We start from the raw sequence: 21,734 nt of genomic DNA on the forward strand, positions 1-21,734 counted from the left end.
CGCCGCCGCCGGTGCCGTCACCGCCGGTCGGACGGGCGGCCGGACGGGTGGTCGCGGCGCTCCTGCGTGGAAAACGCACCGGAATCCCGTTAGGGTCGGTGAACGGTGAGCCGGGAAGTCTGGTCGGCATCGTGCCGCCGACCCGGAAAAGACTTCCAGGAGCCGCCTTGGCCGCTGCAGCCGCCGTCACCATCTTCGTCGTCGCGTACGTGCTGATCGCGTGGGAGCGGATCCCCCGGACGGCGGTGGCGCTCGGCGGCGCGGCCCTCATGCTGCTGCTGCACGTCACCGACGACCGCGCGGCGTTCTTCTCCGAGCGCACCGGGATCGACTGGAACGTCGTCTTCCTGCTGCTCGGCATGATGGTGATCGTCTCGGTGCTGCGGCAGACCGGGGTGTTCGAGTACGTCGCGATCTGGGCGGCCAAACGCGCGCGCGGGAGGCCGTACCGGCTGATGGTGATGCTGGTGGTGATCACCGCGAGCGCGTCGGCGCTGCTGGACAACGTCACCACCGTGCTGCTGGTGGCGCCGGTCACCTTCCTGGTGTGCGAGCGGCTCGGCCTGGACGTCGTCCCGTACCTGATCGCCGAGGTGATGGCGTCCAACATCGGCGGCACCGCGACCCTCGTCGGCGACCCGCCCAACATCATCATCGCCAGCCGCGGCGGCCTGACGTTCAACGAGTTCCTGGTGAACCTCGCGCCGCTGGTGGTCGGGCTGGTCGCGGTGTTCTGCCTGCTGTGCCGGTGGCTGTTCCGGTCGGCGTTCGTCTACGACGCCGGCCGCGCGGCGGAGGTGATGGCGCTGCGCGAGCGGGAGGCCATCACCGACCGGCGGCTGCTGTGGCAGGGCCTCGCGGTGCTCGCCGCGGTGATCGCGGCGTTCGTGCTGCACCCCGTCCTGGACTACCAGCCGTCGGTGGTCGCGCTGCTCGGCGCGGGACTGCTGGTCGCCGCGACGAAGGTCACCACCGAGCAGGCGCTGGCGGAGGTGGAGTGGCCGACGCTGGTGTTCTTCGCCGGGCTGTTCGTGATGGTCGGGGGGCTGGTGGAGACGGGCGTCATCGCGGACGTGTCGCGGGCCGCGGCCGACGTGACCGGCGGGGACCTCGGCGCCGCGTCGATGCTGCTGCTGGGCGCGTCCGGCGTGCTGTCGGCGATCGTGGACAACATCCCCTACGTCGCGACGATGAGCCCGATCGTCTCCGACCTCGTCCAGGCGCATCCGGGCACCGGGGGGCACGTGCTGTGGTGGGCGCTGGCGCTGGGTTCCGACCTCGGCGGCAACGCGACCGCGATCGGCGCGAGCGCGAACGTCGTCGTGCTGGGCATCGCGGCCCGCAACGGCACCCCGATCAGCTTCTGGAAGTTCACCCGGTACGGCCTGATCGTCACGGCCGTCACCGTGGCCCTGTGCGTCCCCTACCTGTGGCTGCGCTACCTCTGACCGGCCTATGACCGGCGGAGCTGCGGACACGCGCCCCGGACCGGGGACCCGCGGGCGCCCGGCCGGGCAACAACGGGTGATCACACGTCGACCCGAGAGGCCCGCCCATGCCCCCCACGAGCCGGTCGTCACCGGTCCGTCCCGCCCCGGCGCCGGCCGGAGAGCCCACCCGGGCCCCGGACGCGGAGCCGGCCGGCGAGGCGTTCCGGGAGCCGACCGACGCGGCGCCGATCGCCGCGTCCCGCACCGATCCCGAACGGTTCGCCGCGCTGTTCCGCCGGCACACCCCGGCGATCATGCGGTACACGGTGCGGGAGGAGCTCATCTTCGACTCCGCGACGCACCGGTTCCTGGGGATGCGGGACGTCGTCACCCGCTCCAGCGACCAGCTCGGAAGGCGCGGGTCGACCCTGTTCTCCAGCGCCCTGGTGCGGACCGCGATCGTGGACGATGTTCCGAAGCCCGCCCCGGGCGCGGAGGTCTCCGACTGCTGACCGGATCCGGGTCCGTGCCCGCCGTCGCGCCCGGTGCGGGCGGCGGGCATGGGGCGGTTCGTCCGGAAAGGCGCCGAACAGGGGAGATGGCGGCGCTATCGTGTCGCCTGACCATCGCGCTGACACGCCTCGTACAGGAGCCTCCATGGGCTACCCCCCGCCTCCCTCCCAGCCCGGCCCAGGCGGCCCGTACCAGCCCGGTTACGGGCCGGGGGGCTACGGCGCCCCGGCGCCCGCCGGTCCGCCCGCTCCGCCGTACGCGCCGCAGCAGCCCGGCTACCCGACCAACGGGTACGCGCCCGCCGGATACCCGCCCCGGCAGCCTGGATACCCGGCGCCGCAGCAGGGCGGATACCCCGTGCCGCAGCAGGGCGGCTATCCGCGGCAGCAGCCTCCCGCGCAGTACGCCACGGCCCCGGCCGACCTGTACGGCTCGCCGATCCTGGTCTACGACCAGCCGGCGCAGTTCTTCTCGACGGAGGCGAACTACACGATCTGGAGCCCGCAGGGGCAGCCCGCCGCGCACGTCCGCGAGCAGGGCGTCAGCGGCGCGAAGAAGGCGCTGCGGGTCGTCAGCCAGGGGAGTCAGACGAAGGCGGAGCGGAAGCTGACGATCTTCCGTCCGGACGGCATGCCGTACTTCCACTTCTACAAGCCGTACGGGTTCATGGGGACGCCGAAGATGCAGGTGCTCACCGCGCAGGGCGGCCTCATCGGGCACCTGCGCAAGCGCGCGATGCGGGGCTGGGAGATCCTCAACGCGCAGGAGCAGCAGCTCGGCTACTACGAGCTGCTCAGCGGCCGGGTCACCGACTGGCAGCAGCAGGAGATCGCCCGCATCCAGCGCGGCTTCGAGGGCATGGGCGAGCTGCTGTCGCAGATGTTCACCGGCGCGGACCGCTACGTGCTCCGGATGCACGCGCCCCTGCAGGAGCCGCTGCGGACGCTCGTCCTCGCCTGCCCGCTCGCCTTCGACACCGCGGTCTCCCAGAACCGCAGCATCGGCGGCTGGCTCTAGCCGCACCGCTTCCCGGCGGCGTCCGCGGACGGTTCCGCTACGGTGCCGGGGCGCGGGCGCAGGATCCCCGCCGCCGCTGCGGCGGCCGCGCAGCAGGCCACCGGCAGGAAGAACGCGGCGTTGAGCGGCACGACACCGGTCAGCGCCCCGATGGCGGCGGGCCCGGCGAGCATACCGAGGTAGCCGATGCCCGCGACGCGGGAGACGTTGACGCCGGCGGCGTCGCGGTCGGCGTGCCCGGCCGCGCTGAACAGCTGCGGGATGCACCCCGACAGCCCCGCTCCGAACACCGCCCAGCCGGCCAGCGCGAGCGGGATCCACGGGGACAGCGCGGCGCCGGCCATCCCGAGCGCGGCGGCCGAGGCGCCGTAGCGCAGGACGGCGACCGCGCCCAGCCGCGCCGCGACCCGGTCGGCGAGCAGCCGGCCGACGGTCATGGCGGTGGCGAACGCGCCGTAGGCGAGGGCGGCGGTGGACGCGGGCGCGTCCAGGACGCGGCGCAGGTGCAGCGCGCTCCAGTCGTTGGCCACCCCCTCGCACAGCATGATCATCAGGGCGAGCGCCGCCAGCGCCCAGATCCGCAGGGGCATCCGCCGCCCCGCCCTCGCGGTGCCGATCTCGCGGGGGTGCTCCGGCCGCAGCAGCGCGGGCGCCGCCGCCGCGGCGACGGCGGCGCCGAGGACCGCGACGGCGGTGAGCGTGCCGGCGGGACGCACGCCCGCGCCGAGCGTTGCGGCCCCCACCAGCGACGCGAGGACGCCGCCGATGGAGTACGTCGCGTGGAACGCCGACATGACGGGCCGCCCGTACCCGCGTTCCACCTGGACGGCGTGGGCGTTCATGCCGACGTTCAGGCCGCCGCCGTTGCAGGCGCCGAGGACGGCCAGCGCGGCGCCGAGCGTCCAGGCGTTCGTGGCCAGGCCGGGCCCGACGACCGCGACGCTGCTCAGCGCGGCGCCGGCCGGGACGACCCGGCGGGCGCCGAACCGGTCGGTGAGCGGCCCGATGACCTGCATGCCCGCGAAGGAGCCCGCGCCGAGCAGCAGCAGGAGCCGGCCCAGTTCGGCGTGGCCGATCCCGGTCCGGTGCTCGATGCTGGGGATGTGCACGACCCACATCCCCAGCAGGAAGCCGGACAGGCCGAAGTAGACGAAGGTGGCCATCCGGCCCGTCCGTAGCGTTCGCTCCATAACGCGAACATAACGAACAAGTTGATGCCTCGAAACCTTGTTTTCCGAACATCGATGGTGTTCGATCGCGGTATGGCAGACACGGAGCGGCTGCGGCGGATCACCGAGGCGGTGCGCGACGCCGGCAGCATCGGCGTCGCGGAGCTCGCCGGCCTCACCGGCGCGTCCGAGATGACCATCCGGCGCGACCTGGATCACCTCGCCGCCCAGGGCGTCCTCGAACGCTACCGGGGCGGGGCGAGGACGCTGCTGCTGCGCGGCGAGGAGCCGCCGTTCGCGGTGCGCGTCCACGAGGAGGCCGAGGCCAAGCGCCGCATCGCCGCCGAGGCCGCCGCGCTCATCGCCGACGGCGAGTCCGTCGTGCTCGACAGCGGCACCACCTGCCTGGAGGTGGCCCGCGCGCTGGAGACCCGGCGGCTGACCGTCATGCCGCTGTCCCTGCACGCGATCAACGCGCTCGCGGGCGCGCCCCGGCTGACGCTTCTGGTGCCCGGCGGCCGGCCGCGCCCCGGCGAGCTGGCGCTCACCGGCCCGCTCGCCGAGGCGTCGCTGGCCGCGCTGCGCTTCGACACCGCGATCATCGGCTGCTGCGGGCTGACCGCGGCGGACGGCCTGACCGCCCACGACCTGGAGGACGCCGCCGTCAAGCGCGCCGCGATCGCCTCCGCCCGGCGCGTCATCGCCGTCACCGAGGCCGCCAAGCTGTCCCGCACCGCGCTCGCCTTCGTCGGCCCCGCGTCCGACCTCGACGCCGTCGTCACCGACGACTCCGCCCCCGGCGACCGGATCGCGGAGCTGGCCGCCGCGGGCGTGACCGTGCGCACCGTCTGACCCCGTGCGCACCGTCCGCCCCCGTGTCAGCCCGCCCGCCGCGTCCCGCCGGCCGTGAGGGCGACGGGGGTGCCGGTCGCGGCGGACAGCCCCGCCGACACGCCGATCATCACGCTCGCGACGCCCGCGCGGTACCCCGCCTGGCGCGCGAGCGGGTCCTCCGACGGGCCCCGGAACACGTCGTCCAAAAGCAGCGCGTCGCCGCCCCCGTGCGCGCCCGCGCCCCGCTCGATCGCGATCTCCTCGGGCTCGTGCCAGTGCCGGTGCAGCACGAGCCGCTCCGACGCGCCCGCGGCGTGCTCCTTCCCGGACGCGGTCGGGTCGATCGCGGCGTGCGGCGGCGTCCACGCGCGCTCGACCACGTGCAGTTCGAGCCGCCCGGCGGTGCCGTTGAAGACGGCCCGGTACCCCTCCGCCGGCGCGTGGGCGTTGAGGGAGTAGGTGAGCAGCGCGCCCTTCTCGTAGCGGACGAGGACGGCCATGTTGTCGTCGATGGTGATGCCCTCGCCGAACACGTCCTGGTCGCGGTTGTAGCCGTCCTCGTGCTCGGCGTCCAGGTAGAGGGCCTTGAGCCGGGGGTCGGCGGACAGGTCGAGCAGGAACGGGTCCGTGCCGAGCCCCGGCGCGTGCCGCGCCCTGGCGGGCCGGTCGCCGAGCCCGCGCCCACGCGGTCGCGTCCGCGCTCGCCGTCGCCGGGGCGGACACCGCCGAGTCGATCGAGGCCGTCGAGCTGGAGCTGTTCCGGGCCAACGACATCGAGTCCGACGACACCTCCAGCGCGCGGCTCCGGCTCGCCGGCGGCACCGTCATCGCGATCACCGTCTCGCTGTGCGCGGACCGCCGGCGCACCGAGCCCTACCTGCACCTGCACGGCGCGACCCGTTCCGCGCGGCTCTTCTACACCCTCGACGAGATCGAGGCCGGCGGGGTCAGGACCGGCTACGACCGGACCGACCTGCTCGGCAACCTCATCGCGCACGTCCGGGACGGGGCGGACCTGCTGGTGCCGCTCGCCCGCACCGGCGGCTTCACCCGGCTGCTCGACGCGATTCGGCTCGCACCCGGCCCGCGGCCGGTCGAGGGCCGGTTCGTCCGGACCGAACCGTCCCGGCTGGTGCTGCCGGGGATCGAGGACCTGGCCGTGCGGGCGGCGGCCGGCCTCGGGACGCTCTGCGAACTGGGCTTCCCCGAGAGCCTCGGATCGGTCCGGGCGCCGTGGCCGGAGACGGTGCTGCGGGTGGACGGGCAGGACGTCGCCGCCTACGTCGAGCGCGGCGACCTGCAGGCGTCCGACGCCCCGCGGCCGCACCTGCACCCCGTCCGGACGCTCGGCGGGACGGTCGTCACCGAGGTCCAGCCGGACGACCACGTCCACCATTTCGGGGCGAGCGTCGCGATCTCCGACGTCGACGGCGCGAACTTCTGGGGCGGCTCCACCTATGTCCGGGACGAGGGGCCGACGATGCTGGCGAACCACGGACGGCAGCGGCGGCGCACGCTCCGGCCCATCGACGGCGGCTATGCGGAGACCCTCGACTGGATCGGCCCGGACGGCACCGTCCTCGCCGCCGAGGAACGGACCCTGACCGCGCGGGCCGTACCGGGCGCCTGGGCGCTGGACGTCGCGTTCACCCTCACGAGCCGGACGGGGCGCCCTCTCGTCCTGCGGAGTTCGGCCTGCAAGGGCCGGGTCGGCGCGGGCTACGGCGGGTTCTTCTGGCGCGCGCCGAAAGACTCGCCCGGCCTGGACGTCTTCACCGGTGAGGCGTCGGGGGAGGAGGCCGTGCACGGCAGCGTCACCCCGTGGCTGGCCCTGGCCTCGGACGCCTGGACCCTGGTGTTCGTCCAGACCGCCGGGCTCGACCCGTGGTTCGTCCGCGTCGCCGAGTACCCGGGCGCCGGCCCGGCGCTCGCCTGGGACACGCCGCTGACCGTCCCGGAGAACCTGCACCGGGCGGTCACCGTCGTGGTCGCCGACGGGCGGCTCGCGCCCGGCCGGGCCCGCGACCTCGCCGCAGGGACGGCCGGCGACGCCGCCGGCACCGACTCGTGGCTGGTGAGCGGGTTGGGGGAGGGCGCGCCGGGTACAGCGATCGAATAGGACATTTCGACCTAGTCAGGGAGGTATGACCATGACTAGGAGTGCGAATGCTCCCCGGACTCCGATGTCCGGACTGCTGAAGGCGCCGCGCAGCCGGGGCATGGTCAACGGGCTGCTGCTGGTGCTCCTCGGGCTGTGGGGCGGGCTCATCCCGTTCATCGGCCCGTACTTCACCTTCGGGTTCGGCTCGACCGCCACGTGGGACTACACCTCCGACCGGCTGGTGCTGTCCATCCTCCCGGCGATCGCGGTCGTGCTGGGCGGGCTGATCCTGATGGTCAGCGCCGCGCGTCCGGTCGCCATGGTCGGTTCCTGGCTGGCCATCGCGGGCGGACTCTGGTTCGTCGTGGGCACCGTGATCGCCCCGGTGTGGGGCGGCGGCCCCGGAACCGCGCTCGGCGGCCAGTCGCGCCAGATCGCCGAACAGCTGTCCTTCTACCAGGGGCTCGGCGCCATCGTCACCCTGCTGGCGGCGATCGCGCTCGGACGCTTCCTGGTGGTCGGCGTGCGGGAGGCGCGGCGAGCGGAGGCGGAGCGCGCGGCGGCCGCCGCCGGAACCGCCGGCGCCGTCGGGGGCACCCGAAGGGGGACCGCGGTTCCCGAAGCGGACCGCTCGGGCCGCGGGTCCACCGCCTCGCCCGAGTGGGAGCGGCAGCAGGCACCGTCCCGCGAGGAGCGAGAGCCCTCGAGGGCCGACGGGCACCGCTGGCACGCGAGCCTGCCGCGCCGGCGGTGACCCTTGAGGGACACGCCTCCCAGGTGCGGCGCCCCGGCCGGGGAGCCGCACCTGGGCGCTTCGCCCGGGGCCGCAGCCCGCTGGTCCGGCGCCGCCGCCCGCGCGGAAGGCCGACGTCCTCGGGCTGCGGCGCCGCAGGAACTCCGCCAGTCCCGCCCGGTCGATCACCATGCTCGTCCTCCCGTGGTGCTGCCTCCTTTTTAGCCGCCGGGCGGCCTCGGCATCGCCGCCGGGCTCGCCGCGGCCGGGGCCGAGGTCGTCATGCCCGTCCGCAACCAGCGCAGGGGCGAGGACGCGATCGCCGCGATCCGCCGGCGGACCCCGGACCTTCCGGCCCTCTACGCCGCCACGTCCCCGCACGCCGAAGGCGGCGGGTTCTACGGCCCGCGCGGACCCGGGCACCTGGGCGGACCTCCCGCTGAGCAGAAGCTCTACCGCCTCCTGCGCAGCGCCGAGGACGCCGAGCGCCTATGGCGGATCTCCGAAGACCTGACCCGGGTGCCCATCCCGAGCACCTGAGAGCCGGGCCCCGGCGTCAGCGGACCAGCGGGAGGAAGACCGTGTCGACGATCTCCTCCAGGACGTGCTCGGGCACCTCGGCGAACGTCGAGAGGATCTCGTGGCGCAGCAGGACGAAGGGGAGCGTCTTGATCCGCTCGGTGAGCAGCTCCGGCCTGACCTCGCCGCGCTCGACGGCGCGCTCGAAGAGCGTGTCGAGCGCCGCCGCGCGGCCCGTCGTGACGGGGTCGAACAGGTCGCTGGGGTTCCGCCCGGTCTCCCGGTAGTAGCTGGCCAGATGCGCGTACATCACGGTGACCAGCTGGACGTGGGCGGTGGCGATCTCGCGCATGAGGGTGAGGACGTCCTCCCGCAGGCTGCCGGTGTCGGGGACGGCGGGGCGGGACTCGCTGAGGACGTGCACGATGGTCGCCCGGACGAGCTCGTCGCGGTCGGGCCAGCGCCGGTAGAGCACGGGCGGGCTCGTGCCCGCGCGCTTGACGACGGCGTCCATGGTGAACCTGGCGTAGCCGCTCTCGGTGAGTTCGTCCCAGGCCGCATCGAGGAGCGCCTTCTCCAGTGCAGCCCCGCGGCGCCGCTGAGCCATCGCCCGCCCTCCCGGCGTAGATAGATTTGCCTTTCTTACGGTATCGGCTTACCGTGCGAGGTGTAAGGAAGAGTCGTCTATCTTAAGGTGCCGATCGTGCGCACTCCCCGTGCGGCCGGGCCCGCTCCCGCCGGTCCCGGCCCCGCCTTCGCCGATCCCGTCGACCCCGTTGTGCGGCGCATGGCGATCACCCTCATCGTCGGAGCCCTCGGCGTCGTCTTCGATACCACCGTCGTCAGCGTCGCCCTGAACGACCTCGCCGAGGACCTCGGCGCCCCGCTCGCCACCGTCCAGTGGGTCGGCACCGGCTACATGCTGGCCGTCTTCGTCGCCATCCCGCTCGCCGGATGGGCCCAGTCGCGGCTCGGCGGCCGGCGCCTGTGGATCGCGGCCCTGGGCGGGTTCCTCGCCGGCTCGGTCCTGAGCGCGCTGGCCTGGACCGCCACCGCCCTCATCGCCTTCCGCCTCGTCCAGGGTTTCGCGGGCGGCATCATGATGCCGCTGATGTACACCCTGCTCATGCAGGCGGCCAAGAGCCGCGACATCGGCAGGGTCATGGCCGTCATCACCGTGCCCACGGCGCTCGGCCCGATCCTCGGCCCCGTCCTCGGCGGCCTCATCCTCCACCTGGCCGACTGGCGCTGGCTGTTCCTCGTGAACATCCCCTTCTGCCTGGCCGGCATGTGGCTCGCACGGCGCGACCTGCCCGATGACCGTCCTGCGCCCGGCCGGCCCCGCACCCGCCTGGACGTCGTCGGCCTGCTCCTGCTCTGCCCGGGTTCCGCGGCCCTGCTCTACGGCCTCTCCCGGGTCGACGGCACCGCGGACCCCACCGGCGCCCGCGTCCTCGTGCCCCTGCTCGCCGGGCTCGTCCTGGTCGCGGGCTTCGCTGCCTGGGCGCTCACCGGAGCCGCCGATCCCCTGGTCGACGTGCGCATGTTCCGCCACCGCCCGGTGGCCTCGTCATCCGCCCTGCTCTTCCTGGGCGGCATCTCGCTGTTCGGGTCGATGATGCTGCTGCCCCTGTACTTCCAGCTGGTCCGGGGCGGCACCCCGCTCGACGCCGGGCTGCTGCTCATCCCGCAGGGAGCCGGCGCCCTCCTCGCGCGCGGTCTGGCGGGCCGGTACATGGATCGGGTCGGCCCCCGCGCGGTCGCCCTCGCGGCGTTCGCGGCCGTCGCCGTGTCCACCGTGCCGTTCGCCTTCGTCACCGCGAGTACCAGCGAGATCCTGCTGATGGCCGCGCTGTTCGTCCGCGGTGTCGCCTTGGGCGCCGCGATGATCGCGCCCATGGGCGCCGCCTTCGTCGGGCTGGCGCACGCGGAGATCCCCGACGCCAGCATGATCACTCGCGTCGCCCAGCAGATCGGCGGCGCGGCGGGCGTCGCCGTCCTCATCGTCGTCCTCCAGCGGAACATCGGCGCCGCCCGCACCCCCGCGGCCCTGGCGGCCGGGTTCGACCACGCGTTCTGGTGGTCGGTGGCCCTCACCGCCTGCGCCGTCCCGCTCTGCCTCCTCCTGCCCGGCCGCACCCGACCGCCGGCCCCCGCAAACCCGGGTTCCTGACGGCCGCGGGCCGGACTCGAGCGGCCCGCGGAGATTTTTTCGGCGGAGCCGTCACAGCCCGGCAGGGTGCCCTGTCTTAGCTGGCGACCGGGCGGTGACCGACGGCCCGGCGAACGGGAGGGTTCCTCATGAAGATCGTGGTCATCGGCGGCACCGGGCTGATCGGTTCGAAGGCCGTGGAGATGCTCCGGCGGCACGGGCACGAGGCGGTGCCGGCCGCGCCGAGCACGGGTGTGAACACGCTCACCGGCGAGGGACTGGCGGAGGTGCTGGAGGGCGCGTCCGTGGTGATCGACGTGTCCAACTCGCCGTCCTTCGAGGACGAGGCGGTGCTGAACTTCTTCACCACCTCGACCGGCAACCTGCTGGATGCGGAGCGGAAGGCGGGCGTGGGCCACCACGTCGCGCTGACGATCGTGAACACCGACCGGCGGCCCGACATCGGCTACTTCCGGGCGAAGGTCGCGCAGGAGAAGCTCATCGAGGCGTCGCCGATCCCGTTCTCGCTGATCCACGCGACGCAGTTCTTCGAGTTCGGGCGCAGGATCGCCGACGAGGCCGCCGCCGGCGGCGACACCGTCCCGATGCCGCCGGTGCTGTTCCAGCCCATCGCGGGCGAGGAGGTGTCCCGGACGGTCGCGCGGACCGCCGCGGGCGCGCCGCTGAACGGCCGGATCCAGATCGCCGGCCCCGAGGTGTCCCGGATGGACGAGTTCTTCCGCAAGGCGCTGGCCGCGTGGGGCGACCCGCGCGAGGTCGTCACCGACCCGCACGCGCACTACTTCGGCGCCGAGATGCACGAGCGCGACCTCGTCCCCGACGAGGGCGCCGCGACCCTCGGCGAGATCACCTACGCCGGCTGGCTGGCCGCGAACCCCGTCAAGTGACCCCGTCGAGCAGTGACCCAGCCCCGCGACGACGAGCCCAGGAGGCGCCACCATGCCCGGCACTGACCCCACCGCCGCGCCGAAGCCCAGGTCGAACGCCTGGCATACCGCGCTCACCACGATCCAGGAGGTGGAGCCGCCCTTCATCCCGGCCGGCGCGCACGCCGCGACCGTGATCATCGAGTACCCGCCCGGCGACCCCGGCGCGCCGCCGCACCGGCACCCCGGCCCGGCGTTCGGCTACGTGCTGCAGGGCGAGATGCTGATGGAGCTCGAAGGGCAGCCGCCCCGGCCCATCCCGGCGGGCGAGGCGTTCTGGGAGCCCGGCGGCGACGTCATCCACTACCAGGACGGCAACAACCGCGACGACATGCCGCTCCGGTTCCTCGTCACCATGCTCTGCGAGCCGGGCAAGCCCATGCTGACCCTCGTGGACGACGCCGAACTGGCCGAGCGGGCGCACCTGCGCGTCCCGGCGGGCCGTCCGGGCGATCCGGGCGCGGAGAAGCGATGAGCACCCCGACCGGCGGCGAGTTCGAGATCGAGTTCGAGGCGGAGGTCGAGGCCGAGCTGGAGCTGGCCGAGGCGAGCGACCCGGCGCGGGCCGCGGCGCAGCCGGCCTCCGGATGGCTGTTCGACCCGGTCGAGGCCGAGGCCGAGGAGGTCGTGCTCCGCGACCTGCTCGGCGCGGCCGAGGAACTGGAGTCCGGTTCCCGGTCCCGGAAACGCGGCTCCGGCGAAGGCGCCTGAACCCGCCCACCTCACGACATCCGAAGCGAGACACCATGAACCACCCGGCCGGGCCGCCGCATGCGCCCGTCCCCGCCCCGTCGACCGGGATCGCCGCGCTCGACGATCTCCGCGCGCACCTGCAGTGGGCGATCGAGCTGGAGCACGCGACCCTGCCGCCGTACCTGTGCGCGCTGTACTCGCTCGACCCGGACCGCAACCCCGAGGCCGCCGAGGCGGTGGCGGGCGTCTTCATCGAGGAGATGCTGCACCTGGCGCTGGCCGCGAACCTGCTCAACGCCGTCGGCGGGAGCCCGCGGCTGGATGCGCCGCACCTGCTGCCGCCGCACCCCAGGCGGCTCCCGCACGGCGACGCCTCGCTGGAGCTGTCGCTGCTCCCGTTCGGCGACGCCGCGCTCGAGATGTTCCTGCGCCTGGAGCGGCCCGCACCGCCCAGCGGCCCGGCCGAAGGCGACCGCTACGAGACGATCGGGCAGTTCTACGCCGCGATCGAGGCGGGGCTGCGGCACCTGTGCGACCGGCTCGGCGAGGCGGAGGTCTTCTCGGGCGACCCGTCCCGCCAGCTCGACGCCGGGCACTTCCGGCACACCGCCGGACGGATGATCGCGGTCACCGACCTGGCCTCGGCGCTGGCCGCCCTCAAGGAGATCGTCGAGCAGGGCGAGGGCACGGCCCGCGGCGCGGTCTGGGACGGCGACCCCGACGTCCACCATCCCGGCCGGGACGAGGTCGGCCACTACTACCGCTTCCAGGAGCTCAGGGCCGGCCGCCGCTACCGCCGCGGCGACACCCCGCGGTCCGGGCCCACCGGCGAGAAGGTCGCCGTGGACTTCGCCGGCGTCCTGCCGATGAGGCCGAACCCGCGGGTCGCCGACCACGCTCCCGGCAGCGCGATCCGCGCGGCCCAGGAGGAGTTCAACCGGACCTACTGCACCCTGCTCTCCCTGCTGGAGCAGGCGTTCAACGGCGGTCCGCGGCGTATCGCGGCCGCCGTCGCCACCATGTACCGGCTCAAGGCGCAGGCCCAGGCGCTGATGCGGATGCCGGACGGCGACGGCACCACGGCGGGCCCCACCTTCGAGTACGTGCCGCCCGAGCGGCGGGCCCGACCGCAGTGAGCGAACCGCAGCGCAGCCGAGCGGACGGGCGGGCGCCCGGCCGTCCCGGACCGGCGGCGATTACCGTCGTGGGAGAGGGGCCCGCTCCATCCGAGCCGTCCAGGGTGTCCGAGGGCGGGTGAGAGCGGACCGGCCGGCGATCGAACGGGGGCGATCATGGTGGCGGACGACGGACCGGGCGACGTTCCGCAGGACGCGGACGATCTCGACTCGGCGGCGGCGGCCTTCGCGGAAGTGCGGCCGCGGCTGTTCGGGATCGCCTACCGGATGCTGGGCAGCGCCACCGAGGCCGAGGACCTGGTGCAGGACGTCTGGCTGCGCTGGCAGACCTGCGACCGCGACGCCGTGGCCGACCCCGCCGCGTTCCTGGCGACGATCGCGACGCGGCTGGCGATCAACGTCCTGGGGTCCGCCCGGGTCCGGCGGGAGAGCTACGTCGGGCCCTGGCTCCCCGAACCCGTCGACACCGGCGCCGATCCGTACCTCGGCGCCGAACGCGGCGAAGCGCTCAACCTCGCGGTCCTGATGCTGCTGGAGCGGCTGTCGCCGACCGAACGCGCCGCCTACGTCCTGCGGGAGGCGTTCGACTACCCCTATCCGCAGATCGCCGAGATCCTCCAGGCCGGAGAGCCGGCGGTCCGGCAACTGGTCAGCAGGGCCCGCAAGCACCTGCGGTCCGAGCGGCGGGCGCCGGTGACCGGCGCCGAGCAGCGCCGGCTGCTGACCGCCTTCGTCGCCGCGGCCCGCGCCGGCGACCTGGCCGCCCTGGAGGAGCTCCTCGCCGCCGACGCGGTCAGCTACTCCGACGGCGGCGGCGCCGCCCGGGCGTCCCGCTTCCCCGTCGTCGGCGCCGCCCGGGTCGCCAAGTACCTGCGGGCGTTCGCGGACCGGTTCTGGGACGGGGTGGACGTGGAGTGGGCCACCGTGAACGGCCAGTCCGCCGCGCTGCTCCGGCGCGACGGGGAGACCTTCGCCGTCCTCACCGTCGACGCCACCGACCAGGGCATCGGCCGGGTGCTGTGGATGATGAACCCCGCCAAGATCACCGCCGCGTCACCCGCCGGCTGACCGCCCCGCGGGCGCCGCGAGGGCCCGCCGTCCACCGCCTGCCGTGGACGGCGGCCCCTCGCGGCGCCGTCCTCACGCGGGCTTGCCCATGTCGATCCACCGCTGGAGCTTCTCCAGGTCCGCCTCGGGCCATGAGCCGTCGCACGGCATCCGCCCGCTCAGCAGGGAACCGATGATGGCGTCGGCGTTCTCGGCGACGTCGGCGTGGTCGAACAGGTCGAAGCGGAACAGCATCGCGGCGCGGTCCTTCGTCCGGAACAGGGGCTTGATGTCCTGCTCGAAGCTGAGCTCGTCACTCTCACCGGGGGATGGCACGTCGTGTGCTCCCTTCATGGAACGGCGGGATCGGTCCCCAGCAAAGACCGGACGGCCCGCCGATCTGTGACGGGTTCCGCGCGGACGGTCGCCTGCGCGCCCGCGACCCGGGACCCGGGGCGCCTTTCCTAGGGACCGGGCGCCGTCCCGGGGCATCGGCCAGGGGGTCACCCTGGTGCCTTCCCGCACCCGGGCGGCCGATCGTGAGCGGTATCGGCCGAAGCCGCGCAGCAGGACGGAAAGGACCACCGCTCATGACCATGCACGTTCCGGAGCCGGCGGCGCGGGAGACCGCGGGCACGGAGGAGGGGGACGCGGGTGCGCGTCCGGATCCCGGGCGGCCGGACGGCACGCTCGACCAGGCCGTGGCCTTCTTCACGGGGGCTCGGCCCCGGCTGTTCGGCATCGCCTACCGGATGCTCGGCAGCGTCCCCGAGGCCGAGGACATCGTCCAGGAGACCTGGCTGCGCTGGCAGGGCGCCGACCGTCCGGCCATCGAGAACCCGGCGGCCTTCCTGGCGCTGATCACCACGCGGCTGGCGATCAACACCGCCACGTCCGCCCGGTCGCGCCGCGAGACCTACATCGGCCCCTGGCTGCCCGAACCCGTCGACACCGGCACCGACCCCGCCCTCGAGGCCGAACGGGGCGAGGCGCTGGAGTTCGCGCTCCTGCTGCTGCTCCAGCGGCTCACCCCGACCGAACGGGCCGCCTACGTGCTGCGCGAGGCGTTCGACTACCCCTACCCGCAGATCGCGGAGATCCTGCGGCTCAGCCAGGCCAACACGCGGCAGCTGGTGAGCCGCGCCCGCAAGCACCTGACCGCGGCGCGGCGCGGGCCGATCGACCGGGCCGAGCACCGCCGGCTCGTCGAGGTCTTCGTCGGCGCCGCCCAGTCCGGGAACACCGCCGCCCTGGAAGACCTCTTCGCCGCGGACCGGGTGGCGTGACGCCGTCAACGAATCGGTGACCGGAGGGACCGATGAAGACCTTGCACTGGCAGGAGGAGGCGTCATGCCGCTCGCTCGACCCCGACCTGTTCTTCCCGGTGGCGGAGGAGACCGTCTACACGGACCAGATCGCGGCGATCCGCCGGATCTGCGCCGCCTGCCCCGCCGCGCGCCGCTGCCTGGAATGGGCGGTGGCGACGGGTGAGCCGGACGGCATCTGGGCCGGCACCACCCCGAGCGAGCGCCGCCGCCTGCGGGCGGCCCGGCGGACTTCCCGTCCCGCGACCGGGCCCTCGCGCCCCGCCACCCGGACGGCAGGCGCCGCTTGATCCGGCAGGCGGCGAACCGGCGTCATCACCGAACCCGGCGATGACGCATCAGTGCCCCTCCCACTGGAGAGGGCAACAAGGAACGAAGAACAAGGAGAACAGAAGGGATGCACCGATGAGTGAGCACGTTCTCGAGCCGGCCGCGCAGGAGCTCGCCGACGCCACGTCCAAGCCTCCGTTCGTGTACGAGCTGGGCACCGAGGGGGCCCGCAAGGTCCTGGACGACCTGCAGGCCGGCCCGGTCGAGGGGCCCGAGGCCGACGAGAAGTGGATCACCGTGCCGGCCGAGGTCGGCGACGTCCGGGTCCGCATCGTCAAGCCCGCGGGGACGGCCGGGACCGTCCTGCCGGCCGTGCTGTACGTGCACGGCGGCGGCTGGGTGCTCGGTAACGCCGGCACCCACGACCGCCTGGTGCGGGAGCTGGCGACCGGCGCCGGGGCCGCCGTGGTCTTCGTGGAGTACGACCGCTCGCCCGAGGCCCGGTACCCGGTCGCGATCGAGCAGGCGTACGCGACGGCGCAGTGGATCACCCGGCACGGCGCGGAGGAGGGGCTGGACGCCTCCCGCCTCGCGGTCGCAGGGGACTCCGTCGGCGGGAACATGACGGCCGCGCTGACCATCCTGGCCAAGCGGCGCGGCGATGTGACCTTCGTCCACCAGTCGCTGTACTACCCGGTCACCGACGCCGCGCAGGACACCGCCAGCTACCGCGAGTTCGCCGACGGCCCGTACCTGACGGCCAAGGCCATGGCCTGGTTCTGGGACGCCTACACCACCGACCCCGCCGAGCGCGCCGAGATCACCGCCTCTCCGCTGCGCGCCGCCCTCGACGACCTGGCCGGGCTGCCGCCCGCCTTCCTCATCGTCGACGAGAACGACGTGCTGCGCGACGAGGGCGAGGCCTACGCCCGCCGCCTCACCGAGGCGGGCGTCCCGACCACCAGCGTCCGCTACAACGGCACGCTGCACGACTTCATGATGCTCGACCCCGTCCGCGGCACCCGCGCGGCACGGGCCGCGACGGCCCAGGCCGCCGCGGTGCTGAAGAGTGCCCTGCGCACCCGAGAGGAAGACCGATGACCAACGGAGAGCAGCCCATCGCCGTCCTCGTCCACGGCGCGTTCGCCGAGTCGGCGAGCTGGAACCGCGTCATCGAGGGCCTGCGCCGCCGCGGCCTGGATGCCGTGGCCGTGGCCAACCCGCTGCGGGACGTGGCGGGCGACGCCGCCTACCTGCGCGACGTGATCGCCGGGATCGGCCGTCCGGTCGTGCTGGCCGGCCACTCCTACGGCGGCATGGTGATCAGCGAGGCGGGGGCCGGGAACCCGGCCGTCCGCTCCCTGGTCTACGTCGCCGCCTTCGCCCCCGAACCCGGCGAGAGCGCCTTCCAGCTGTCCGCCAAGTTCGAGGGCAGCACCCTGGCCGGCGCGCTGGAGGCCTATCCCGTATCGTCCGGCGGCAACGAGTTCCGGATCGACGATGGGAAGTTCCACCACCAGTTCTGCGCGGACCTGGACGCCGGCGAGGCCGCCCTGATGGCGGCGACGCAGCGCCCGGTGACGGAGAAGGCGCTGACCGGCGGGCTGGAGGCGAGCGAGCCGGCCTGGCGCACCAAGCCCTCCTGGTTCGTCTTCGGCGACCGCGACCTCAACATCCCGCCCGAGCTGCTGCGGTTCATGGCCGGACGGGCCGCCGCGCGGGGGACCCGGGAGATCGCCGGCGCCTCGCACGCCATCGCCGCCTCCCGGCCGGAGGCGGTGGTCGCCTCCGTCCTCGACGCCGCCGGTGACCGGCAGGGCTGACCGAAGCCCCGGCCCCTGCCCTCGGCCCGCCCGGCGATCGCGTCGCCGGGCGGGCCGTTGTCGCATGTGATCCACCGCGATGCCGGAGCGGTCACAACCCGGCGAGCCGTCTTGTCTTAGCTGGCGACGGCGAAGAGGTGAGGACGACATGCTCACGAACCGGACGGCCGGCGGCCACGCGGACCGCTCCACCCTCGCGGCACGGCGCGAGGACGCCTCCCGCTCCCCGGGGCCCGTGCCCCGCCGCGCCGCCGCGGGCGGCCGCCCATGACCGGCGGGGACACCGGCGCCCTCGCCTCGCTCGCGGAGATGCTCGACGAGCGGCGGCACCTGGTGGACATCGCCGCCTGGATGCTCGGCTCCGCCGCCGCGGCCGAGGAGATCGTCCAGGAGACCTACCGCCGCTGGTACGTCCTCGACGACCGCGAGCGCGCCGCCATCGCCTCGCCCCGCGCCTGGCTGACGCGGGTCGCGGGAGGCATCTGCCTTGAACTGATCGCCGCCGCGGCCACCCCCCTTCATGGTCCGCCGGACCCCGGCGCCCCGGCCGTGCCGGCCGCCTCGGCCTCCTGCGACACTCCAGGCGGGGACCCGCCCGGCGGTCCGGCACCGCCCGACTTCGCCGAGGAGTGGGCGCGGCTGCGGGACGTCTCGAGGACCTCGCCTGCGGACGGCGCGATGTTGCGGCGGCAGGATCGGGTCGCGCGGCGGTTCGCGGCGGCCTGCGACGCGGGGGACACGGCCGCGCTGAGGGCCGTCCTCGCCGCCGACGCGATCGTGGTCAGCGACGGCGGCGGCACGCTGCGCGCCGCCGTCCACCCGACGCACGGCGCGGACGCCGCCGCCCGGTTCATCACGGCGCTGCTGACCGGCCGTCCCCGCACCGCGGTGACCGTCGGGTCCGTCAACGGCCGCACCGGCCTCGTGCTGCGCCGCGACGGACGGGCGGTGGCGGTGGTCAGCGTGAGCACGGCGGGCGAGGAGGTCATCGCCGTCTGGATCGTGCTGAACCCCGCCAAACTGGGGGCCTGGCATCGCCGCTGACCCGGGTGCCGTCGGCGCGCTCGCACGGGGCCTTTCGAAGGCCGCCGACTCTGGGATCATGGACACCGGCGCGGACGATCGTTCCGGGCCATGAGAGGGCGCCCGGTACGCGGCCGACCGCGTCCGGGCGCGTCCGGGCGCGCGAAGAGGGCGGTGGCGGTGGAACGGCGGAGGCGGGGCGCGGGCGGCGGGGGAAGCGCCGAGCTGCTCGGGCGGGGGCCGGAACGCGCCGCCCTCGACCGGATGCTCGCGGCGGTCGGCACGGGCGAGAGCCGCGTGCTCGTCCTGTACGGTGCGCCGGGAGTCGGGAAGTCGGCGCTGCTCGGGTACGCGGAGAGCGCGGCGACGGGCATGCACGTGCTCCGGGCGGTCGGCGTCGAGTCGGAGATGGAGCTGCCGTTCGCCACGCTGCACCAGCTGTGCGCGCCGCTGCTGGACCGGCTGCCGAACCTTCCCGCGCCGCAGCGCGCCGCGCTCGAGACGGTGTTCGGGATCCGGGCGGAGGCGCCGCCCGAGCGGTTCCTGGTCGCGCTCGCCGTGCTCAGCCTCCTGTCGGACGCGTCGGAGGAGCGGCCGCTGCTGTGCGCGGTCGATGACGCCCACTGGGTGGACCGGGCGTCGCTGCAGGTCCTCGGCTTCGTCGCCCGGCGGCTGCTGGCGGAGTCGGTCGTCCTGCTGTTCGGCACGCGAGAGCGCCCCGAAGACCTGCTGGGGCTTCCCGGGATGGAGATCGCGGGCCTGCGCGACGCCGACGCCCACGCCCTGCTGGACTCGGTCACCTACGGCCGGCTCGACCAGCACGTCCGCGCCCGGATCGTCACCGAGACCAGGGGCAACCCGCTGGCCCTGCTCGAACTGCCGCGCGGGCTCAGCGTGACCGAGATGGCGGGCGGGTTCGGCCTCCTGCGCTCGGACGCGTTGCCGGGCCGGATCGAGCAGAGCTTCCTGGCCCGCATCCGCGGCCTGCCCGAGGAGGCCCGGCTGCTGCTGCTGGTCGCCGCCGCCGAGCCCGTCGGCGACCCCGGCCTGGTGTGGGGCGCCGCCGCCCGGCTCGGCGTGCCGCCGGCGGACGCGCTCGCCGACGGCACATGGGAATGGCTGTCGCTGGACGCGCGCGTGACGTTCCGGCATCCGCTCGTGCGGTCGGCCGTGTACCGGTCGGCGTCGAAGCGGGACCTCCGGGCGGTGCACCTGGCGCTCGCGGAGGTCACCGACCCGGAGGCCGACCCGGACCGCCGGGCCTGGCACCTGGCGTCCGCCGCCGCCGCGCCGGACGAGTCCGTCGCGGCCGAGCTGGAGCGGTCCGCCGGCCGGGCGCAGGCGCGCGGCGGGCTGGCCGCCGCCGCGGCGTTCCTGCAGCGATCCGTCGCGCTGACCATCGACCCGTGGCGGCGCGCCGAGCGCGCGGTCGCCGCCGCCGAGGCGACCCTCCGGGCCGGCGACCTCGACACCGCGCGCCGGTTCGCCGACATCGCCGACCGCAACGCCCGGGACGAGTTCCAGGGCGTCCGGGCGCACCTCGTCCGGAGCAGGATCACCTTCGCGGCCGGCCTCAACCACGAGGCGCCGCCGCTGCTGCTGTCCGCCGCGCGCCGGCTCGAGCCGTTCGACCTGGAACTCGCGCGCGAGACCTACCTGATCGCGTGGGGCACCGCGGCGCTGTTCGCCGCCCATTCCGGCCGCCTCGCGGAGATCTCGGAGGCGGCGCGGGCGCTTCCGGCGCCCGCGGGGACCCCGCGCGCTGTCGACCTCGTGCTCGAGGGCTACGCGCTGCTCGTCACCGGCGGCCGGGCCGCCGCCGTCCCGGTGCTGCGGCGGGCACTGGACGCCCTCGCGGACCTGCCGGTGCGCGAGGTCCTGACGTGGAGCTGGGTGGCCAACGGCGTCGGCGCCGCCGTCTGGGACGACCGGGCGATACGCGTCCTCGCCGGCAGGGTCGTCGAGGGGGCGCGGGCGGCCGGCGCCCTGACCGAGCTCCCGCTCTGCCTGACCCCGCTCGGCATCGCCGTCTCCTGGACCGGGGACTTCACCGCCGCCGCGGCGATCGTCGCGGAGATCGAGGACGTCTCGGCGGCGACCGGGGTGCCCATCGCGCCGCACGTCGAGCTCCGGTTGAACGCATTGCGCGGCCGGGAGACCGAAACCGAGGCGCACATCGCCGCCGCGATCGAGGAGGCCGTCGCCGGCGGCCAGCTGATGGGCGTCACCGCCGCCCAGTGGGCGGCCGCGGTCCTCTACAACGGTCTCGGCCGCTACCGGCAGGCGCTCGAGGCGGCCCGGGTCTGCACCCGCACGGCCGAGCTGTGGGTGCCGGCCTGGGCGCTGCCCGAACTGGTCGAGGCGGCCGTGCGGGCCGGCGAGGACGGCCTCGCGCGGGCGGCGCTCGACGACCTGGCGGACGCGGCGGAGCCGTCCGGCACCGACTGGGCGCTCGGCGTGCTCGCCCGCTCCCGGGCCCTGCTGGACGACGGCACCGGCGCCGAGGACCTGCACCGCGAGGCGATCGAGCGGCTGGGCCGCACGGAGCTGCGCCCCGAGCTCGCGCGCGCCCACCTGCTGTACGGCGAGTGGCTGCGCCGGAACCGCCGGCAGGGCGAGGCGAGGGACCGGCTCCGGACCGCCTACGACATGTTCGCGTCGATCGGGATGGAGGCGTTCGCGGAGCGGGCGCACCGCGAGCTGATCGCCGCGGGCGAGAGCGTCCGCAGGCGCACGGCCGACGTCCCGGCGGGCGAGGAGCTGACGCCGCAGGAGCGGCAGATCGCGCTGCTGGTGCGGGAGGGGCTGACCAATCCGGAGATCGGCACCCGGCTGTTCATCAGCCCGCGCACCGTCGAGTGGCACCTGCGCAAGGTCTTCGCCAAGCTCGGGATCAGCTCCCGCAGGCAGTTGGCCGGCGCCCTGCCGAGCGCCTCGTCGGGCCCGGATCCGGGCTGACCGGCCGTTCCCCGGCCCCGGCGGACCCTGGTCCCGGTACACCA

The 21,734-nt window shown here is 74.7% G+C and carries 23 protein-coding genes; 19 read left to right on the plus strand and 4 right to left on the minus strand.

Annotated elements, in window-relative coordinates; translation table 11 throughout:
• The first annotated feature begins 167 nt into the window (after nucleotides 1-167).
• The 3 genes from F8568_RS24020 to F8568_RS24030 all read left to right on the plus strand — a co-directional run bounded on the left by F8568_RS24020 (nucleotide 168) and on the right by F8568_RS24030 (nucleotide 2,960).
• Complete coding sequence (locus F8568_RS24020; RefSeq protein ID WP_151595939.1) at nucleotides 168-1,448, plus strand: ArsB/NhaD family transporter; 1,281 nt, start codon at nucleotides 168-170, stop codon at nucleotides 1,446-1,448.
• Between the two features lie 107 nt (nucleotides 1,449-1,555).
• A complete protein-coding gene (locus F8568_RS24025; protein ID WP_151595940.1) occupies nucleotides 1,556-1,942 on the plus strand; it encodes a hypothetical protein in 387 nt (128 codons plus the stop codon).
• Nucleotides 1,943-2,087: 145 nt separating this feature from the next.
• Nucleotides 2,088-2,960: an LURP-one-related/scramblase family protein gene (locus F8568_RS24030; RefSeq protein WP_160573736.1), complete on the plus strand. Its 873-nt coding sequence runs from the start codon at nucleotides 2,088-2,090 to the stop codon at nucleotides 2,958-2,960.
• On the opposite strand, the gene F8568_RS24035 is transcribed toward F8568_RS24030, so the two are convergent.
• Nucleotides 2,957-4,150 (minus strand): MFS transporter, encoded by a 1,194-nt coding sequence (locus F8568_RS24035; protein WP_151595942.1) that lies wholly within the window; start codon nucleotides 4,148-4,150, stop codon nucleotides 2,957-2,959. The two genes, F8568_RS24030 and F8568_RS24035, sit on opposite strands and share 4 nt — an antisense overlap.
• Nucleotides 4,151-4,222: 72 nt before the next feature.
• On the opposite strand from F8568_RS24035, the gene F8568_RS24040 reads away from it, so the two are divergent.
• Complete coding sequence (locus tag F8568_RS24040) at nucleotides 4,223-4,981, plus strand: DeoR/GlpR family DNA-binding transcription regulator (RefSeq protein WP_151595943.1); 759 nt, start codon at nucleotides 4,223-4,225, stop codon at nucleotides 4,979-4,981.
• A 26-nt stretch (nucleotides 4,982-5,007) separates the two neighbouring features.
• On the opposite strand, the gene F8568_RS24045 is transcribed toward F8568_RS24040, so the two are convergent.
• Nucleotides 5,008-5,496, minus strand: a complete 489-nt coding sequence (locus tag F8568_RS24045) for a Gfo/Idh/MocA family oxidoreductase (RefSeq protein WP_202125268.1) — start codon at nucleotides 5,494-5,496, stop codon at nucleotides 5,008-5,010.
• A 488-nt stretch (nucleotides 5,497-5,984) separates the two neighbouring features.
• Between F8568_RS24045 and F8568_RS24050 the strand changes: the two genes are divergently transcribed.
• From F8568_RS24050 to F8568_RS24060, 3 genes are all read left to right on the plus strand, one after another.
• Nucleotides 5,985-7,082, plus strand: coding sequence for a DUF6807 domain-containing protein (locus tag F8568_RS24050; protein WP_160573737.1), 1,098 nt, complete (start codon nucleotides 5,985-5,987; stop codon nucleotides 7,080-7,082).
• Between the two features lie 64 nt (nucleotides 7,083-7,146).
• Nucleotides 7,147-7,818, plus strand: a complete 672-nt coding sequence (locus tag F8568_RS24055; protein WP_151595945.1) for a hypothetical protein — start codon at nucleotides 7,147-7,149, stop codon at nucleotides 7,816-7,818.
• Nucleotides 7,819-8,079: 261 nt separating this feature from the next.
• Nucleotides 8,080-8,337, plus strand: a complete 258-nt coding sequence (locus tag F8568_RS24060) for a Rossmann-fold NAD(P)-binding domain-containing protein (protein WP_236009083.1) — start codon at nucleotides 8,080-8,082, stop codon at nucleotides 8,335-8,337.
• Between the two features lie 16 nt (nucleotides 8,338-8,353).
• On the opposite strand, the gene F8568_RS24065 is transcribed toward F8568_RS24060, so the two are convergent.
• On the minus strand, nucleotides 8,354-8,923 hold the full coding sequence (locus tag F8568_RS24065; RefSeq protein ID WP_151595946.1) for a TetR/AcrR family transcriptional regulator: 570 nt from the start codon (nucleotides 8,921-8,923) through the stop codon (nucleotides 8,354-8,356).
• Nucleotides 8,924-9,019: 96 nt separating this feature from the next.
• On the opposite strand from F8568_RS24065, the gene F8568_RS24070 reads away from it, so the two are divergent.
• The 6 genes from F8568_RS24070 (at nucleotide 9,020) to F8568_RS24095 (ending at nucleotide 14,312) form a co-directional block, all read left to right on the plus strand.
• Nucleotides 9,020-10,489: an MDR family MFS transporter gene (locus F8568_RS24070; protein ID WP_202125269.1), complete on the plus strand. Its 1,470-nt coding sequence runs from the start codon at nucleotides 9,020-9,022 to the stop codon at nucleotides 10,487-10,489.
• A gap of 128 nt (nucleotides 10,490-10,617) precedes the next feature.
• On the plus strand, nucleotides 10,618-11,376 hold the full coding sequence (locus F8568_RS24075; protein ID WP_151595947.1) for an SDR family oxidoreductase: 759 nt from the start codon (nucleotides 10,618-10,620) through the stop codon (nucleotides 11,374-11,376).
• Between the two features lie 52 nt (nucleotides 11,377-11,428).
• Nucleotides 11,429-11,890, plus strand: coding sequence for a cupin domain-containing protein (locus tag F8568_RS24080; RefSeq protein ID WP_151595948.1), 462 nt, complete (start codon nucleotides 11,429-11,431; stop codon nucleotides 11,888-11,890).
• Nucleotides 11,887-12,126, plus strand: a complete 240-nt coding sequence (locus tag F8568_RS24085; protein WP_151595949.1) for a hypothetical protein — start codon at nucleotides 11,887-11,889, stop codon at nucleotides 12,124-12,126. The genes F8568_RS24080 and F8568_RS24085 overlap by 4 nt, the downstream gene beginning before the upstream one ends.
• Before the next feature lie 35 nt (nucleotides 12,127-12,161).
• Nucleotides 12,162-13,244: a ferritin-like domain-containing protein gene (locus F8568_RS24090; protein ID WP_151595950.1), complete on the plus strand. Its 1,083-nt coding sequence runs from the start codon at nucleotides 12,162-12,164 to the stop codon at nucleotides 13,242-13,244.
• A 156-nt stretch (nucleotides 13,245-13,400) separates the two neighbouring features.
• A complete protein-coding gene (locus F8568_RS24095; RefSeq protein ID WP_151595951.1) occupies nucleotides 13,401-14,312 on the plus strand; it encodes an RNA polymerase sigma-70 factor in 912 nt (303 codons plus the stop codon).
• A 72-nt stretch (nucleotides 14,313-14,384) separates the two neighbouring features.
• Here F8568_RS24095 and F8568_RS24100 read toward each other — a convergent pair whose 3' ends face one another.
• A complete protein-coding gene (locus tag F8568_RS24100) occupies nucleotides 14,385-14,627 on the minus strand; it encodes a hypothetical protein (RefSeq protein ID WP_151595952.1) in 243 nt (80 codons plus the stop codon).
• A gap of 254 nt (nucleotides 14,628-14,881) precedes the next feature.
• Here F8568_RS24100 and F8568_RS24105 point away from each other — a divergent pair, with 254 nt between their 5' ends.
• The 6 genes from F8568_RS24105 (at nucleotide 14,882) to F8568_RS24130 (ending at nucleotide 21,690) form a co-directional block, all read left to right on the plus strand.
• Nucleotides 14,882-15,577: a sigma-70 family RNA polymerase sigma factor gene (locus tag F8568_RS24105; protein WP_236009084.1), complete on the plus strand. Its 696-nt coding sequence runs from the start codon at nucleotides 14,882-14,884 to the stop codon at nucleotides 15,575-15,577.
• Nucleotides 15,578-15,609: 32 nt separating this feature from the next.
• Nucleotides 15,610-15,906: a WhiB family transcriptional regulator gene (locus F8568_RS24110; protein WP_151595953.1), complete on the plus strand. Its 297-nt coding sequence runs from the start codon at nucleotides 15,610-15,612 to the stop codon at nucleotides 15,904-15,906.
• Between the two features lie 115 nt (nucleotides 15,907-16,021).
• Nucleotides 16,022-16,987: an alpha/beta hydrolase gene (locus tag F8568_RS24115; protein ID WP_151595954.1), complete on the plus strand. Its 966-nt coding sequence runs from the start codon at nucleotides 16,022-16,024 to the stop codon at nucleotides 16,985-16,987.
• Nucleotides 16,984-17,709 (plus strand): alpha/beta fold hydrolase, encoded by a 726-nt coding sequence (locus tag F8568_RS24120; protein ID WP_151595955.1) that lies wholly within the window; start codon nucleotides 16,984-16,986, stop codon nucleotides 17,707-17,709. The genes F8568_RS24115 and F8568_RS24120 overlap by 4 nt, the downstream gene beginning before the upstream one ends.
• A gap of 267 nt (nucleotides 17,710-17,976) precedes the next feature.
• Nucleotides 17,977-18,753 carry a sigma factor gene (locus F8568_RS24125; RefSeq protein ID WP_151595956.1) on the plus strand — a complete coding sequence of 259 codons (777 nt, stop codon included), beginning with the start codon at nucleotides 17,977-17,979 and terminating at the stop codon, nucleotides 18,751-18,753.
• Nucleotides 18,754-18,912: 159 nt separating this feature from the next.
• A complete protein-coding gene (locus F8568_RS24130) occupies nucleotides 18,913-21,690 on the plus strand; it encodes an AAA family ATPase (RefSeq protein WP_328600997.1) in 2,778 nt (925 codons plus the stop codon).
• Nucleotides 21,691-21,734: the final 44 nt, after the last annotated feature.

It is taken from the genome of Actinomadura physcomitrii (assembly GCF_008923205.2).
Classification (GTDB): domain Bacteria; phylum Actinomycetota; class Actinomycetes; order Streptosporangiales; family Streptosporangiaceae; genus Spirillospora; species Spirillospora physcomitrii.

Bases quoted from the DNA above. Each gene is read 5' to 3' on its own strand.
- F8568_RS24025 (WP_151595940.1), top strand. From the start codon at position 1,556: ATGCCCCCCACGAGCCGGTCGTCACCGGTCCGTCCCGCCCCGGCGCCG.
- F8568_RS24030 (WP_160573736.1), top strand. From the start codon at position 2,088: ATGGGCTACCCCCCGCCTCCCTCCCAGCCCGGCCCAGGCGGCCCGTAC.
- F8568_RS24035 (WP_151595942.1), bottom strand. From the start codon at position 4,150: ATGGAGCGAACGCTACGGACGGGCCGGATGGCCACCTTCGTCTACTTC.
- F8568_RS24040 (WP_151595943.1), top strand. From the start codon at position 4,223: ATGGCAGACACGGAGCGGCTGCGGCGGATCACCGAGGCGGTGCGCGAC.
- F8568_RS24055 (WP_151595945.1), top strand. From the start codon at position 7,147: ATGTCCGGACTGCTGAAGGCGCCGCGCAGCCGGGGCATGGTCAACGGG.
- F8568_RS24060 (WP_236009083.1), top strand. From the start codon at position 8,080: ATGCCCGTCCGCAACCAGCGCAGGGGCGAGGACGCGATCGCCGCGATC.
- F8568_RS24065 (WP_151595946.1), bottom strand. From the start codon at position 8,923: ATGGCTCAGCGGCGCCGCGGGGCTGCACTGGAGAAGGCGCTCCTCGAT.
- F8568_RS24075 (WP_151595947.1), top strand. From the start codon at position 10,618: ATGAAGATCGTGGTCATCGGCGGCACCGGGCTGATCGGTTCGAAGGCC.
- F8568_RS24080 (WP_151595948.1), top strand. From the start codon at position 11,429: ATGCCCGGCACTGACCCCACCGCCGCGCCGAAGCCCAGGTCGAACGCC.
- F8568_RS24085 (WP_151595949.1), top strand. From the start codon at position 11,887: ATGAGCACCCCGACCGGCGGCGAGTTCGAGATCGAGTTCGAGGCGGAG.
- F8568_RS24090 (WP_151595950.1), top strand. From the start codon at position 12,162: ATGAACCACCCGGCCGGGCCGCCGCATGCGCCCGTCCCCGCCCCGTCG.
- F8568_RS24095 (WP_151595951.1), top strand. From the start codon at position 13,401: ATGGTGGCGGACGACGGACCGGGCGACGTTCCGCAGGACGCGGACGAT.
- F8568_RS24105 (WP_236009084.1), top strand. From the start codon at position 14,882: ATGACCATGCACGTTCCGGAGCCGGCGGCGCGGGAGACCGCGGGCACG.
- F8568_RS24110 (WP_151595953.1), top strand. From the start codon at position 15,610: ATGAAGACCTTGCACTGGCAGGAGGAGGCGTCATGCCGCTCGCTCGAC.
- F8568_RS24115 (WP_151595954.1), top strand. From the start codon at position 16,022: ATGAGTGAGCACGTTCTCGAGCCGGCCGCGCAGGAGCTCGCCGACGCC.
- F8568_RS24120 (WP_151595955.1), top strand. From the start codon at position 16,984: ATGACCAACGGAGAGCAGCCCATCGCCGTCCTCGTCCACGGCGCGTTC.
- F8568_RS24125 (WP_151595956.1), top strand. From the start codon at position 17,977: ATGACCGGCGGGGACACCGGCGCCCTCGCCTCGCTCGCGGAGATGCTC.